Here is a 14,863-nt window from a genome sequence, read left to right as displayed (position 1 = left end):
CACCGCGCATGCGCGGATGGGTGTGTGAGTCCCGTTTGTATGTTCATGGGGCCGATGGTGAGCGTCACTCGATGCACATCACCATCACTGTGAATGGCCCCCGGCCGACGATTGTCCGGGTTGCTCTGCGCCGTCTCGGCGTCGAGCGCTGTTCTCGCACGAGACAACCCAGAAGGACACTCCCATGCCCAAGAACAAGAAGCCGGCCGGCGGCCGCGCACAGAACTTCGAGCCGCGCTACGGCGCGAAGAAGACCTCGTACCACGACCGGTCGGTGGGCGAGACGAAGCGCACCCGCCCTGGTCAGGCGTCCGCCGGCACCGCCGGCAGCAAGAGCCCGAAGCACCGCGGGTATCGTCCAGCCGACGAGCAGGCGCCCGAGAAGAAGCAGCGCTGGACCGCGCAGGAGCGCGCCGGCCGCGACGAGGCCCGCGGCATCCGCAACCAGGCCCAGGGCGCGCGACGCGACGACCGCGGGGGCTGGCCCGACCGGGGTTACAACGACCGGCCCGACCGGGGTTATGGCGACCGGGACCGCCGGAACTCCACGGATTCGCGCGCAGATCGCCGCGAACAGCCCGATTTCGGCTCTCGTGGCACGGATCGGTGGAGTTCTGACCGCCCGGCGCGTCGCTCCGACGACCGCCCGCGGCGCGATGACGGCCGCCGTGGGGCCGACGACCGGCCGCGCGGCGAGCGTCAGCCCCGCGATGACCGCCGCACGTTCGGCGATGCCCGGCCGTCCTTCCGCGACGACCGTCCGCGCCGTGACGACCGTCCGGTTCGGTCGTATGACGACCGGCCTGCTCGCAACTCCTTCGAATCGCGTCAGGATCGGCGCGATCGGCCTGCGGCGGCCTCCAGCGGCTCGGATCGAAGGAGTTACGCACGCCCCGAGCGCGGCTTCGACGACCGCCCGCGTCGCGATGACCGCCCGCGCCGTGACGAGCGTCCGGCCCGCCCCGCCTACGGCGGCAACCGGTCGGACTGGAAGCAGGACGAGAAGGATGCCGCACGTCGCGCCGCATACGAGCAGCACGCCGACACCGTCCACGAGAAGCTGCAGGCTCAGGCCGTGCAGGCCGAAGAGGTCGCCGATGTGACCTTCGGAAGCCTCGGGCTCGGTGACAACATCGTCCGCACGCTCGCCGACCTCGGTGCGGCATCCCCGTTCCCGATCCAGGCCGCGACGATCGTGCCGATCCTCGAGGGCAAGGACGTGCTCGCGCGCGGGCGCACCGGCTCGGGCAAGACGATCGCCTTCGGCGCGCCGCTCGTGGAGTCAATCCTCCGCAGCCAGGCCGGCAAGCGCCGCGAGTTCGGACGCAGCCCCAAGGCCCTGATCCTCGCGCCGACGCGCGAGCTTGCTCTGCAGATCGACCGCACGATCCAGCCGATCGCCCGGAGTGTGGGCCTCTTCACGACGCAGATCTACGGCGGTGTGCCCCAGGCGCGCCAGGTCGGGGCGCTGAAGAAGGGTGTCGACATCATCATCGGCACCCCGGGCCGCATCGAGGACCTGCAGAACCAGGGCAAGCTCGACCTCTCCGAGATCCGCATCGTCGTGCTTGACGAGGCCGATCACATGAGCGAGCTCGGCTTCCTCGAGCCGATGCAGCGCATCCTCCGCCTCGTTCAGGACGGGGCTCAGAAGCTGCTGTTCTCGGCGACGCTCGACCGCGAGGTCGCCGCGCTCGTGGATGAGTTCCTCGTCGACCCGGCCGTGTACGAGGTGGCCGGGGAGGACCAGGATTCCGGCACGATCGACCACCGCGTGCTCGTGATCGACCACCGCGACAAGGCCGAGATCCTGACGAGCCTCGTCGACCGCGACGGCAAGACGCTCGTCTTCGCGCGTACCCGCGCCTACGCCGAGATGCTCGCCGAGCAGTTCGACGACGCCGGCATCCACGCCGTCGCCCTCCACGGCGACCTCAACCAGGCCAAGCGCACGCGCAACCTCGAGCGCCTGACGTCGGGCCGCGTGAACGTGCTGGTCGCGACGGATGTCGCGGCCCGCGGCATCCACGTCGACGACATCGACCTGGTGATCCAGGCGGATGCCCCCGACGAGTACAAGACGTACCTGCACCGCTCCGGACGCACCGGCCGCGCCGGGCGCAGCGGCACCGTCGTGACGCTCATCACGCGCCAGCGCCGCCGCCGCATGACCGAGATGCTCGAGCGCGCCGAGATCGACGCACCGTTCGAGGAGGCTCGCGTCGGCGACGACGTGCTCGAGGAGCTGTCGGGACGTCAGGTGGTCCCGGCGTAGCAGCGGTTCGTCGGGGTCTCACGCAGGGGCCGGATGCCGAGAGGCTGCGCTTCGGAACGGGACGAGCGGCCGAGGGTAGCCGAGCCCCTGCGGAATCCGCAGGGGGTCGTCTGCGGTGCGGCGGCGTCCGTAGGGTCGGGCGCATGCGACTCCGATATCGACATCGAACCACCGCATCGCTGACGCTCGCCGCCGCTGTGCTGACGGCATCCCTCAGCGGCTGCACCGCCCCGCAGTCCTCCCAGACCGGCGAGCCCACACCGACGGAGACCGTGACGGTCACGGCGTCGCCGTCCCCCGCGGCGCTGGTCATCCCCGATTGCGAGCAGCTCGTCCCCATCGAATCCGTCCGGCAGGTCGAGCGGTGGAGCGAGGTCATTCTGATCCAGACGATGGAGGGCACGGCGCTCGCCGGCAACCTGCCGGGTCCCCTCGCACGGGATGCGGCGAGCCGCGCGCAGCAGAACCGAGGGTGCCTGTTGGGCGTGCCGCAGTCGGATTCTGCCGTCGGCGTGTACACCCTCGACATCGACGTCCCGACGCGGGACAACCTCATCGACGCGCTGCGCGCGGACGGCGGTTTCACCGAGTCGGAGATCGACGGCGCGCCGTCCTTCGCCATCGCGACGGACGAGGGGCTCGGGGGCACGACCGTCTCCTACACGTTCGTGGGCGACGCGTGGCTCATCCTCCGGGGCAGCCTCATCGATCCGGAGACGGCCGCACACGTTGCAGCACCGGCCGTCGCGGAGCTGCGCGCGGCCAATCCGGGCCTCGACGAGCGCTGACGCGCGCGGTGCGCCCGACGGCGCATCCGACCGACCCTCAGAACAGCCGGGCGGGTGCGAGGGTCGCCGTCGCGGCGGACGCGCGGGCGCCGCGCGCTGTCGTCCGCACCGGGCCAGGTCGGGCGGGTCGCGTCTCGACCTCTTCCTCGGCACCCCCGCCCAGCCGGTGCCTCCGCAGCAGCGGGCGCACTCGCGCGGCGAGCCACTTCCGATACCCGGCCGGTGCGTAGACCGACGCACCAGGGTAGAGCCCGCGATACGCGGGCACGAGTTCGGGGTGCTCGCGCTCCAGCCAGGTCCAGAACCACTCCCGCGCGCCTGGCCGCAGATGCAGCGCCCCGTAGACGACGCGCACGGCGCCGGATGCCGCGATGCGCGCGAGCGCGTCGTCGAGCTCCGCGGTCGAATCGGTCAGGTGGGGCACGATCGGCATGAGGAAGACGGTCACCGGGAACCCGGCATCCGTCGCCGCGCGCACGGTGTCCAGACGTGCCTGGAATGTGGGGGCGCCGGCCTCGAGGGTCTGGCGCAGCTGTTCGTCGGGCATGGCGATCGACATGGCGATGCTCACCGGAACGCGCGACGCGGCATTCTGCAGCTGCGGCAGGTCGCGCCGCAGCAGGGTCCCCTTCGTGAGGATCGAGAACGGCGTGCGGCTGTCGGCGAGTGCGTCGATGATGCCGGGCATGAGCCGATAGCGTCCCTCGGCCCGCTGGTACGGGTCGGTGTTGGTCCCGAGGGCGACCGACTCGCCCGACCAGCTCGGCGCCGCGAGCTCGCGCCGCAGCACGTCGGCGACGTTGACCTTCACGACGATCTGGCTGTCGAAGTCGCGCCCCGCGTCGAGGTCGAGGTAGGTGTGCGTGTTCCGAGCGAAGCAGTAGGCGCAGGCGTGACTGCAGCCCCGGTACGGGTTGACGGTCCAGTCGAACGGCATCGCGGAGGCGCCGGGCACGTGGTTCAGGGCGGACTTCGCGTGGACCTCGTGGAAGGTCATTCCGGCGAACTCGGGCGTCGTGACGGTGCGCACGTGACCCGTCATCGCTCGCAGACCGGCCATCGAATCCAGACCGGGCAGGGCCGCGGCATCCACGCCATCGATCATTTGTCCCTGCCACCGCATACGAAAAGTAGAACATAGATACGACGGGACGACAATCCCCGCCGCGTGACGCCGCGTGAAACCGAGTACCATTGCTGCTGGGATTGCATCCCACATCTTCGACACTCGACGACGAGAGGCAGGCGCAGCATGGAGCGCGAGATCTACGACGAGGACCACGAGGCGTTCCGCGACGTCGTCAAGGAATTCCTCAAGCGCTACGCGACCGAGGAGAAGCGCAAGCAGTGGGAGGCGGACGGCGAGATCGACCGCGCCACCATGCTCGCCGCCGGTGAGGCCGGCATCATCGGACTGTCCGTGCCGGAGGAGTTCGGCGGCGCCGGGATGCTGCAGGACTACCGCTTCCGAGCGATCGTGCTCGAGGAGACGATCGGCGCCGGACAGGGCTCGCTCGCCGGCGCGTTCGGCATTCAGGACGACCTCGCTGTGCCGTACATCGTGCACATGGGAACGCAGGAGCAGAAGGAGAAGTGGCTGCCCGGAATGGCGACCGGCGAGATCCTCGGCGCGCTCGCGATGACCGAGCCGGGCGCGGGGTCCGACCTCCGCGGCATCAAGACGACCGCCAAGAAGGTCGACGGCGGCTACCTCGTCAACGGCGCGAAGACCTTCATCTCCAGCGGCAAGACCGCCGACATGGTCGTCACGTTCGTGAAGACCGGCGAGGGCAACCGGCCGGACGCCTTCAGCCTCCTCATCCTCGAAGACGGCATGGAGGGCTTCGACCACAGCAAGAAGCTCGAGAAGATGGGCTTCCACGGCTGGGACACCGCCGAGCTCAGCTTCACCGACGTCTTCGTCCCCGACGCGAACCTCATCGGCGGCAAGGAGGGCATGGGCTTCATCCAGCTCATGATGAACCTGCCCCTCGAGCGCCTCTCGATCGGTGTCGCGGCCGCCGCCGCCGGCGAGGCCGCTTTCCACTGGACGCGCGACTACGTGCTCAGCCGCGAGGCGTTCGGCGAGCGCATCGCCGACTTCCAGAACACCCGCTTCCGCCTGGCCGACATGGCCACCACCGTCGACGTCATGTGGGCCTACAACGACCGCGCCATGATGCTCTACAAGGACAAGAAGCTGACGGCCGAAGAAGCGGCGAAGGTCAAGTTCTGGTCGACCGACCGCGAGGCGGAACTCCTCGACGTCGGCGTGCAGCTGCACGGCGGCTACGGCTACATCACCGAGTACCCCATCGCCCGCGCCTACCTCGACGCCCGCGTGCACCGCATCTACGGCGGCACGAACGAGATCATGCGCGATCTCGTCTCGCGTCAGATCGTCGGCAAGAAGTAGTTCACGACGCCGGATGCCGCGACCGCCCCGTTGGGCCGTCGCGGCATCCGGCGTTTCGCGTTCGGAAAGCAGGCCGGATCGACCGAAACGGACGCCGCGGCACCCGGATCGGCCGGTTCAGCCTGCTTCTGCGACGTCGGCGGGCCGCCGCCGGGCGAGACGCGCGACGCCCGCGGCGCGCAGCCGGTCGGCGATGACGAGGCCGAGGGCCACCGCCCCGAGCTCCGACGCGAACAACACGACGACGTAGAGCGCGACGACCCACCCCTGGAACGCCTGCATATCGGCGGCGGTGACGGTCCAGACGGAGTAGAACGCCGCCAGCAGCGTGGCGCCCACGAGATACAGCCACCGCGACCAGCGCCGGTACAGCGTGACCAGGAACGGCAGCTCGATGAACGCGGCGAACATCACGTTCGTGACGACGATCGCCGCGCCCGTCGTCGACAGCGGGGTGGCCACGAGGCGCGAGATCAGCCCCGTCAACAGTGCCGCGCCGGGGCGCTCGATCAACCGCATCGCGACGACGAACCCGATGACCCACGCACCGGCGACGATCGCGGAGACGGGTGGCATGGTCGCGTAGGTCGCCGTCGAGAAGGCCGTCGCCGGGATGATCAGCAGGCCGGTCGCCACGCCGATCGCGGCGCAGGTCAACAGGTACGCCGTCGTCACCTTGCCCATCAGTGCGCTCCGCCGACGGCGGCCTGAGCCTGCTGCGACTTGGGGGCGGGCGACGCCGCCCCCACGCGCCAGTAGCCGACGAAGCTGATCCGGTCCTTGTCGACGCCCTGCGCGACGAGGTGGCGGCGCGCGGCGGTGGGAAGGGACTGCTCGCCGACGATGAAGCAGTGCGCGTCGGATGCCGGTGCCTCGAGCTCCTGCAGCGTCTCGAGCGCGAGGGCGCCCGGCTTCACGTCCGCATCCCGCACCAGCCACCGCACCTCGACGCCCGCCGGCGCCGGGAATTCCAGCACGTCGTCCGCCGACGGCGCCTCGATCAGCGCGACTCCGGTGGCCGAGTCCGGCAGCGACGCGCAGATGCCGGCCACCGCGGGCGCACCCGTCTCGTCGGCCACGAGCAGCACGCTCTCGACGCCGCGCTGCGGATTGAAGCCGAGCCCCTCGTCGATCACGACGACAGACTCGCCCGGCACCGCGGCATCCGCCCACCGCGATGCGGGACCGGCCGTCGGACCCGAGGCGTGCAGCACGAAGTCCACATCGATCTCCGGGCCGCCGCTCGGACCGGACGCGCGGTACGCGCGCACCGTGTAGTTGCGCATGACGGGGCGGACGCCGTCGGGGATCCGGAGGTACTTGAGGTACCCGAAGATCTTGTTCGCCTTCGCGGGGATGCGCTCGAGCCCCTCATCGCCGCCCTCGCCGCTGTGTGGCAGGAAGATGCGGAACCACTGGTCGTAGCCCATCGGCGTGAAGCGCGCGATCTCGCCGCCGCCGAGCGTGATGCGCATCCAGTGCGGCGTGAGGCGCTCGGTGCGGCTGTCCCTTCAGAGTGTCCAGGGGAAGAAGGCGATGAGGATGCCGGCGCTCAGCGCCCAGAACGCGATCACGAACGCGGTGTCGCGGCCGCGCCACGGCACGAGGTGGCGCTCGGTGCGGTCGGGGTGCGCGCCGAAGGCGCGGGCATCCATCGCGAGGGCGACGCGCTCGGCGTGGCGGATCGCCCCGGCCAGCAACGGCACGATGTAGCCCCACCACCGGGCGAGCGCCGCGAATGGGCCGCGCCCGCCGTGCGATCCGCGGACGCGATGCGCCTGCCGGATCACCTCGAGCTCGTACCCGAACCGCGGCACGAAGCGGAACGCCGCCAGCGCGGTGTAGCCGATGCGGTACGGCACGCGCAGCTGCTGCACCATCGCGCGGACGATGTCGGGGCCGGTGCTGGTCAGACCGGCGATGAGCGCCAGCGCGATGATCGCGGCCAGGCGTACGCCGGTGGCCATGCCGATGAGCAGGGCACCGCCGTACAGCGACCAGTCGCCCACCTGCAGGATCGTGACGGCGGTGTCGACACGCGAGGCGTCGGCCCACACGGCCATGCTCACGCCGATCAGCGCCGCACCGGCCGGCAGCGCGACGAGCAGCAGCAGCGCGAGGCGCCTGCTGAGGCGGGCACCGGCCAGCAGCACGGCGTAGGCCAGGGCGATGAACGCCACCGGCGTCGCGATGTCGCGGACGAAGACCAACAGGATCATCGCCGGCACGGGGGCCGCGAACTTGGCGAGCGGATTCAGGCCGTAGAGGAACCGACCAGCCGGCGCCTCGACCGCCCACGGGTCGACCACCGCGGCCGTCACGACGCCACCTCCCCGGTGGGCGTGCGGGCGGCGGCAGGGCCGTGGTCGGGCGCGGACGGGTGATCGGGTGCGGACGGCAGGTCTCCCAGGCGGACGACGTCCGCGAGCGCCGGATGCCGGCGGAGGCCGGCGAACGCGCGACGCAGCGGCGGCTGCCGCAGTCCCGCGGCGCGCAGCAGTGCATCGTCGGCGAAGACGGCGGAAGTTTCGGCATCCGCCACGATGCGACCATCGCCGACGACGATCGTGCGGTGCGCGTACTCGGTGACCAGCTGCATGTCGTGGGTCACGACGAGGATGGTGGTGCCGGCCTCGCTGAGCTCGCGGAGGAGGTGCATGAGCTCGTCGGCGCGCGCCCGGTCCTGTCCGAACGTCGGCTCGTCGAGGGCGAGCACGGGAGCCCCCGCGACGAGCGCCGTGCCGACGGACAGTCGCCGCTTCTGCCCGCCGGACAGGAGGAACGGGTGCACGTCGGCCTTGGCCTCCAGGCCGAACCGGCGCAGGACGTCGAACGCGCGCTCGCGCACCTCGGGCTCGGGCAGCCGCTGCAGCCGCAGGCCGTGGGCGAGTTCGTCGTACACGGTGTGTGCGATGAACTGATGCTCGGGGTTCTGGAAGACGAACCCGATGCGGCGCGACAGCGTGCGCAGGTCGGTGCGTGCGACATCGACGCCGTCGACCGTGACCTGGCCGCGCGGCACCCGCACGACGCCCGCGATCGACTGCAGCAGGGTGGTCTTGCCCGCGCCGTTGGCGCCGACGATCGCGACGAACTTCCCAGCGGGCACGTCGAGGTCGATGCCGTGCAGGATCTCGGCGCGCCCGCGACGGGTGCGCAGGCCGGTGACCCGGATGATCGGTCCCGAAAGCAGGCTGGATTGCGCCTTCGGGCCGGGCTGCGGGGCAGAAGTGTCGATCCGGCCTGCTTTTGGAACGGAAAGGGCGGATGCCGGGGTGCTGGCTGCGGCGAATCCGGGAGCGGGGGTGCTGGCTGCGGCGGCTGCGGCAGATCCGGGGGCCGCGGATGCCGGGGATGCCGGGGCGCCGGATGCCTGCGTGCTTGCGGCGGATCCCGGGGCGGCGACTGCCGGGGCCGCCGCGGCCTCGAGGGCGGCGTGCAGCTCGGCGGGCTCGAGCGGCAGCGGATCCAGCGTCCAGCCGGCGGCGCGCAGGCGCAGCGCGGCGATCGTCGACACCGGCAGCCATACCCCCATGGCGTGCAGCTCCTCGGCGCGGGCGCGCAGGACGGCGTCGACGGTCCCGTCGGCGTACGTGCGGCCGTCGTGGTCGAGCACGACGACGCGGTCGGTGATGCCGACGACGGCGTCGAGGTTGTGCTCCACGAGCAGGATCGCCCGGTCGCCCGCGGCGACGAGCTCGCCGAGCGCGGCGTACACCTCCTCGATTCCCTGCGGGTCGAGATTGGCCGTCGGCTCGTCGAGCACCAGCAGCGGTGAGCCCATCGCGAGCGCACAGGCGATCGCGAGTCGCTGCTTGCCGCCGCCGGACAGCCGGTCGGGGTTCTCGTGGCGCCGGTCCCACAGCCCGACGCGGCGCAGGGCGTCTTCGGTGCGGGCCAGCACCTCGTCCACCGGAAGGCGCAGGTTCTCCGGCCCGAAGGCGACCTCGTCGAGGAGCGTCCCCGTCACGAGTTGCGCGTCGGGGTCCTGGAACACCATCCCGACGTGCGTGCTGAGCTCCGACACCGGCGTCGTGGCCGCGTCGCGTCCGTCCACGAGCACCGTCCCGGTCACGGTGGCCGGCACGGCGTGCGGGATCAGCCCGTTCAGCGCCAGCGCGAGCGTCGACTTGCCGGCGCCGCTCGGGCCCAGCAGGAGCACGACCTCGCCGCGGGAGACCTGGAACGACGCGGATGCCGGGGCCGCGGCATCCGCTCCGTCGTGACGGATGCCGAGGCCGTCGACGCGCAGCAGCGGTGTCGGCGTCGTGGCGGGGTCGGCCGTGGGGGCCGCTCCGGGGACGGCAGAGGTCACGGGAAGTCCCAGCGGTCAGAACAGAGGAGTCACCTTAGGTTAGCTGAGCCTAAGTTCCGCGCCAACATTGCGCCGCCGACCCTGCCCCGCCCTGGCCGCCTCGCCGCTTCGGCATCCTCGCCGCCCCGGCACTCTCGACGCCCCCGGCGCCCCGCCCTGGCGCCCCGCCCTGACGGATTCCGAGGAGACGACGGATGCCGAGGAGCGAACCCCGGCATCCGGTCCTCGGAATGCGGCTTTCTCCTCGGAATCTGGCGCCCACGCCGCTGCGCCCACGCCGGTGCGTCCACGCCGCCCCCCACGCCCCGCCGCCGCACCGCCGGCCGGCGTCAGCGCGCGGCGGTCTGCCGGGCGACGCCCGCTCGCCGCAGCGAGGCGCCGATGCCGAGGCCCAGCGCCGTCCACGCCACGGGGCCGAGCACCGACAGGATGAGGTAGGCCACCTGCGCCCACGGCGCGAACGCGCTCAGGTGCGCCGCGAAGAACACCGCGACGGCGACGATGACGCCGATGATCACGGCGGAGATGAAGAAGCGCCACGGCCCCCAGGCGCGGTAGCGGGTGAGGGCGGCCACGCCCTCCTGGATCGCGCCGAACAGCAGCGCCGTGCCGATGAACCGCAGCGCCCACGCCGGGTTGAACGCCGTCGCGACGAGCGCCGCGAGCACGTGGGTCAGGATCGCGACGAGCGGCATCCGCAGCACTTCCTGCGCGACGATGCCGGGCAGCACGTGCGCGCCGAGGACGAAGCCGTAGGCGATGGCCAGCGGCGAGGCGAGGATGAACGGCGTGAGGATGCCGGCGATGCCGCCGACGATGCCCGTCGCGACCCCGATCGCCGCGCACACGAGCAGCACGCGCGTCGAGAGGAGCGTGTGTCGGGCCACCCATCCAGCGTAGCCGCCCGCCTCCGCCGGTCCGGCCGTGAAAACCCGTCCGCGCGTCAGCCCCGCCGCCGGCGCTGCGTGAGGCGCACGGCGGGCAACGGCGGAGCGGGGATGCGCTCGGCGCCGTGACCGACCACGTGACCGAATCGCGGCGCGCCGGCCTCCCAGTCCTCGCGCGCGGCGACGATCTCCTCGTGGGTGCGGCCGACGAAGTTCCACCACATGACGATGTCCGCCTCGAACGGCTCGCCGCCGAGGACGAACAGGGTGCTCTCGCGCTCGGCGCGGACCTCGATCTCATCGCGACGGATGCCGAGATACAGCAGGCTCTGGTCGGCCAGGGTCACCGGTTCAGGGGTCGACACGATCGGTGCGCCGTCGACCCCGACGAGGGCGTACTCCCACGCCGGTTCCAGCGGCAGAAGCACCCGCCCTCCAGCGGGGATGCGCACCTCGACCCCCGCGATCGGCGTGTACATCGCGGCGGGTGAGGTCGCCCCGGCGAAGGCGCCCACGACGACGGTCGCAGTGGCGCCGTCGCCGAGCTCGACCACGGGGAGATCCTCGTGCCGCTCGAAGGCGGGCGCCCCGTGGCGCCGCGTCTCGGGCAGAGCGACCCACAGCTGCAGGGCGTCCAACGCCACGGCATCCTCGCCGACGGAGTACTCCGAGTGCGCGATGCCCGCCCCGCTGGTCATGAGGTTCAGCGCCCCGCGCCGGACGAGGACGTCACTGCCGAGGGCGTCGCGGTGCCGGACCTCGCCGACGAAGGGCCACGTCACGGTCTGCAGGCCGATGTGCGGATGCGGCTCGACCCGCATCTTCGCGACCTGCGGCCCGAACCGGTCGAGGAAGCACCAGGCGCCCACCATCGGCAGCTCCCGCTGGGGGAGGCTACGGTGCACCTCCATCGCGCGGACGCCGCCGAGCGGCACCTCGCGCGCCTCCAGCAGCAAGGCCCGCGGGCCGTCGCAGACGGCCGGCGCCTCGAAAGTCTCGGGCCCCGCGTCGAGTCTCGTCATCCCCGCATGGTCCCGACGCCCTCGTCGCCGGGCAGCCGATCCTCCAGCGGTGCGGCGTCGGCTGTCTCGACGTCGCGCGGGCGCCACCGGACCTCCAGGCCCGGGACCTCGTGTTTCTGCAGGTACTTCACGACGAACGGGCACACCGGCACGACCGTCTCGCCGCGCGCGGCGACATCGGCCATCGCTCCGCCGACGAGGGTCGAGCCGAGGCCCCGGCCCCCGAACGCCGGGTCGATCTCGGTGTGCGGGAAGACGAGCCTGCCCTCGGCATCCGCCTCGAATTCGGTGAACCCTGCCACCGTGTCGTCGACGATCACCTCGTACCGGTGCTTGTCGTCGTTGCGGACGATGCGGACCTCGTCGGCCATGTCGGCTCCCTCCGTCGGTGTGTGTCTCCAACGTAAGCGCGCGGGCTTCTGTTCCGCCAGGGAGGGAGGGGCGGATGCCGCTTGTCGCGCCATCGGCGCCGTTCGTCGCATCGTGCGCACTCCGCCCCGACACCCGGACGTCGCCCTTCTTACTCTGGTGCGGCGCGATGATGCGCCCTGTGAGGAGATCCGATGAGTGCACCTTCATCACGCCGCGGTTCCGCCGTGGCCGACGATCCCGAGATCGTCACCGACCCGTCCCTTCCCCCGGTCGCCGTCACCGACGAGCAGGAGCGCGAGGCCAGCCGCTGGACCTGGCCGAAGATCGTCCTGTGGGTGGCGATCGCGCTGCTCGGCGGCCTCGCGTGGGTCATGCTCGCCATCGTGCGCGGCGAGACCGTCAACGCGATCTGGTTCGTCTTCGCGGCCGTCTGCACCTACCTGATCGGCTACCGGTTCTACTCGAAGGTCATCGAGCGCTACATCACGCGCCCCGACGACCGGCGGGCGACTCCGGCCGAGGTCCGCTCGGACGGCAAGGACTACGTCCCCACCGACCGCCGCGTGCTGTACGGCCACCACTTCGCCGCCATCGCCGGCGCCGGACCGCTTGTCGGCCCCGTCCTCGCGGCGCAGATGGGATACCTCCCCGGCACGATCTGGATCATCGTCGGCGTCGTGCTCGCCGGCGCGGTGCAGGACTACACGGTGCTGTTCTTCTCGATGCGCCGCGGCGGCCGCACGATCGGCCAGATGGCGCGTCAGGAGCTCGGCCGGATCGGCGGCACGGCCGCGATCATCGCGTCGCTGCTCATCATGCTGATCATCGTCGCGATCCTCGCGCTCGTCGTGGTCAACGCCCTGGGTGAGAGCCCGTGGGGTGTGTTCTCGGTCGCGATGACGATCCCGATCGCCCTGTTCATGGGCGTGTACCTGCGTTACCTGCGCCCCGGCAAGGTCACCGAGGTCTCGCTCATCGGCTTCGTCCTGCTGATGTTCGCGATCGTCGGCGGCGGCTGGGTCGCCGGCACCGAATGGGGTCAGGCGATCTTCCACCTCGACCGCACCACGATCGCCGTCGGCATCATCATCTACGGCTTCATCGCCGCGGTGCTGCCGGTGTGGCTGCTGCTCGCCCCCCGCGACTACCTGTCGACGTTCATGAAGATCGGCGTCATCGTCATGCTCGCCGGCGCCATCGTGCTGGTGCGGCCGGAGATCTCCGTGCCCGCCGTCACGATCTTCGGCGAGAACGGCCTGGGCCCGGTGTTCGCCGGACCGCTCTTCCCGTTCCTGTTCGTGACGATCGCCTGCGGCGCTCTGTCGGGCTTCCACGCGCTGATCGCCTCGGGCACCACCCCGAAGCTCATCGAGAAGGAGAAGCAGACCCGCTTCATCGGGTACGGCGGCATGCTCATGGAGTCGTTCGTCGCGATCATGGCGCTCGTCGCGGCCGTGTCGATCGACCAGGGCATCTACTTCGCGATGAACGCCTCGGCCGCCGCGACCGGCGGCACCGTCGAGGGCGCCGTCGCGTTCGTGAACTCGCTGGGCCTGACCGGGGTGCATGTCACCCCCGAGATGCTCACGACCACGGCCGCCAACGTGGGCGAGGAGTCGATCGTCTCGAGAACCGGCGGCGCGCCGACGCTCGCCCTCGGACTCGCGCACATCATGCACCAGTTCCTCGGCGGAACCGCCCTGATGGCGTTCTGGTACCACTTCGCCATCATGTTCGAGGCGCTGTTCATCCTGACCGCGGTGGATGCCGGGACGCGCGTCGCGCGCTTCATGCTGCAGGACTCGATCGGCGCCTGGGTGCCGAAGTTCCGCGACGTGACGTGGCGGCCGGGTGTCTGGATCTGCACCGCCATCATGGTGGCCGGCTGGGGCACGATCCTCATCCTCGGCGTCACCGACCCGCTCGGCGGCATCAACACCTTCTTCCCGCTGTTCGGCATCGCCAACCAGCTGCTCGCCGCGATCGCGCTCGCCGTGGTCATGGCGATCGTGGCCAAGCGCGGTCCGAGCTACGTGAAGTGGCTGTGGATCATCGCCGTGCCGATGGTGTTCACCGCGGTCATCACGATCACGGCATCCGCCTACAAGATCTTCTCGCCGGTCCCGGCGATCGGATACTGGGCGAACAACGCGAAGTACCGCGCCGCGCAGGCGGCCGGCGACGGCTCGCTCGGCACGCCCGAGGTCGTGAACGCCGTCATCCGCAACACCGCGGTGCAGGGCACGCTGTCGATCATCTTCGTGGTGCTCGCGATCATCGTGATCATCGCGGCGTCGGTCGTGACGATCAAGGCGATCCGCGCCGGCGGCGGCGAGAACACCGAGGACGCCCCCGTGCCCTCGCGCCGGTACGCGCCGGCCGGGCTCATCCCGACCAAGCCCGAGCGCGAGCTCGAGAAGCAGTGGGAGCCGATCCTCGCCGAGGAGCGGCGCGAGCTCGCCCACCGCGGGCACTGAGGGGCGGCGGCCGTGGCTGACTCCTTCGATCTGCACACCGATGCGGCCGATCCGGCCGGATCCGGGACTGTGCGCACCCGATCGAAGGAGTTCGCCACACGGCTCGGCGCGCACCTCACGCGGGCTGCCCGCGGCATCCGCTGGTACATGACGAGTCTGATGGGCGACAGCGCCTACGCGACGTATGTCGCCCATCAGGCTCGCCACCACCCCGGCGCGCCGGTGCCCACCGAGCGCGAGTTCTGGCGGCAGCGGATGGACGACCAGGACCACAACCCCGGCGCGCGGTGCTGCTGAGGACCGATGCCCGC

Annotated in this window: 13 protein-coding genes and 1 pseudogene; 5 read left to right on the top strand and 9 right to left on the bottom strand. The window is 71.3% G+C overall.

Annotated elements, in window-relative coordinates; genetic code table 11:
- Positions 1-184 precede the first annotated feature (184 nt).
- Positions 185-2,275: a DEAD/DEAH box helicase gene (locus tag JOD60_RS01310; protein WP_076691878.1), complete on the top strand. Its 2,091-nt coding sequence runs from the start codon at positions 185-187 to the stop codon at positions 2,273-2,275.
- Positions 2,276-2,418: 143 nt separating this feature from the next.
- On the top strand, positions 2,419-3,063 hold the full coding sequence (locus JOD60_RS01305; protein ID WP_076691877.1) for a hypothetical protein: 645 nt from the start codon (positions 2,419-2,421) through the stop codon (positions 3,061-3,063).
- Positions 3,064-3,100: 37 nt separating this feature from the next.
- On the opposite strand, the gene JOD60_RS01300 is transcribed toward JOD60_RS01305, so the two are convergent.
- Positions 3,101-4,186 carry an Rv2578c family radical SAM protein gene (locus tag JOD60_RS01300; RefSeq protein WP_076691876.1) on the bottom strand — a complete coding sequence of 362 codons (1,086 nt, stop codon included), beginning with the start codon at positions 4,184-4,186 and terminating at the stop codon, positions 3,101-3,103.
- A gap of 129 nt (positions 4,187-4,315) precedes the next feature.
- On the opposite strand from JOD60_RS01300, the gene JOD60_RS01295 reads away from it, so the two are divergent.
- Positions 4,316-5,479, top strand: a complete 1,164-nt coding sequence (locus tag JOD60_RS01295; protein ID WP_076691875.1) for an acyl-CoA dehydrogenase family protein — start codon at positions 4,316-4,318, stop codon at positions 5,477-5,479.
- Between the two features lie 117 nt (positions 5,480-5,596).
- Here the strand turns inward: JOD60_RS01295 and JOD60_RS01290 are convergent, their stop codons facing one another.
- From JOD60_RS01290 to JOD60_RS01260, 8 genes and pseudogenes are all read right to left on the bottom strand, one after another.
- Entirely contained in the window at positions 5,597-6,163 is a 567-nt protein-coding gene (locus JOD60_RS01290) for an ECF transporter S component (protein ID WP_076691874.1), read from the bottom strand.
- Positions 6,163-6,567: a siderophore-interacting protein gene (locus JOD60_RS16965; protein ID WP_269746965.1), complete on the bottom strand. Its 405-nt coding sequence runs from the start codon at positions 6,565-6,567 to the stop codon at positions 6,163-6,165. Before JOD60_RS16965 ends, JOD60_RS01290 begins: the two co-directional genes overlap by 1 nt.
- A 54-nt stretch (positions 6,568-6,621) precedes the next feature.
- A pseudogene (locus JOD60_RS16960) lies at positions 6,622-6,969 on the bottom strand (siderophore-interacting protein); the annotation flags it as partial.
- A gap of 21 nt (positions 6,970-6,990) precedes the next feature.
- Positions 6,991-7,800: an energy-coupling factor transporter transmembrane component T gene (locus JOD60_RS01280; RefSeq protein WP_076691873.1), complete on the bottom strand. Its 810-nt coding sequence runs from the start codon at positions 7,798-7,800 to the stop codon at positions 6,991-6,993.
- Entirely contained in the window at positions 7,797-9,794 is a 1,998-nt protein-coding gene (locus JOD60_RS01275) for an ABC transporter ATP-binding protein (RefSeq protein ID WP_084202094.1), read from the bottom strand. The genes JOD60_RS01280 and JOD60_RS01275 overlap by 4 nt, the downstream gene beginning before the upstream one ends.
- Before the next feature lie 329 nt (positions 9,795-10,123).
- Positions 10,124-10,681: an ECF transporter S component gene (locus tag JOD60_RS01270; RefSeq protein ID WP_076691872.1), complete on the bottom strand. Its 558-nt coding sequence runs from the start codon at positions 10,679-10,681 to the stop codon at positions 10,124-10,126.
- 56 nt (positions 10,682-10,737) lie between these two features.
- Positions 10,738-11,703, bottom strand: coding sequence for a pirin family protein (locus JOD60_RS01265; RefSeq protein WP_076691871.1), 966 nt, complete (start codon positions 11,701-11,703; stop codon positions 10,738-10,740).
- On the bottom strand, positions 11,700-12,074 hold the full coding sequence (locus JOD60_RS01260) for a GNAT family N-acetyltransferase (protein ID WP_076691870.1): 375 nt from the start codon (positions 12,072-12,074) through the stop codon (positions 11,700-11,702). The genes JOD60_RS01265 and JOD60_RS01260 overlap by 4 nt, the downstream gene beginning before the upstream one ends.
- A 192-nt stretch (positions 12,075-12,266) precedes the next feature.
- On the opposite strand from JOD60_RS01260, the gene JOD60_RS01255 reads away from it, so the two are divergent.
- Together JOD60_RS01255 and JOD60_RS16955 are read left to right on the top strand one after the other, a co-directional pair.
- On the top strand, positions 12,267-14,552 hold the full coding sequence (locus JOD60_RS01255; RefSeq protein WP_076691869.1) for a carbon starvation CstA family protein: 2,286 nt from the start codon (positions 12,267-12,269) through the stop codon (positions 14,550-14,552).
- A 12-nt stretch (positions 14,553-14,564) separates the two neighbouring features.
- Positions 14,565-14,849 carry a YbdD/YjiX family protein gene (locus JOD60_RS16955; RefSeq protein WP_307823832.1) on the top strand — a complete coding sequence of 95 codons (285 nt, stop codon included), beginning with the start codon at positions 14,565-14,567 and terminating at the stop codon, positions 14,847-14,849.
- Positions 14,850-14,863 lie beyond the last annotated feature (14 nt).

The organism is Microbacterium aurum (genome assembly GCF_016907815.1).
In the GTDB taxonomy this organism is placed as follows: domain Bacteria; phylum Actinomycetota; class Actinomycetes; order Actinomycetales; family Microbacteriaceae; genus Microbacterium; species Microbacterium aurum.
This window is presented reverse-complemented; position numbering and strand designations above follow the sequence as displayed.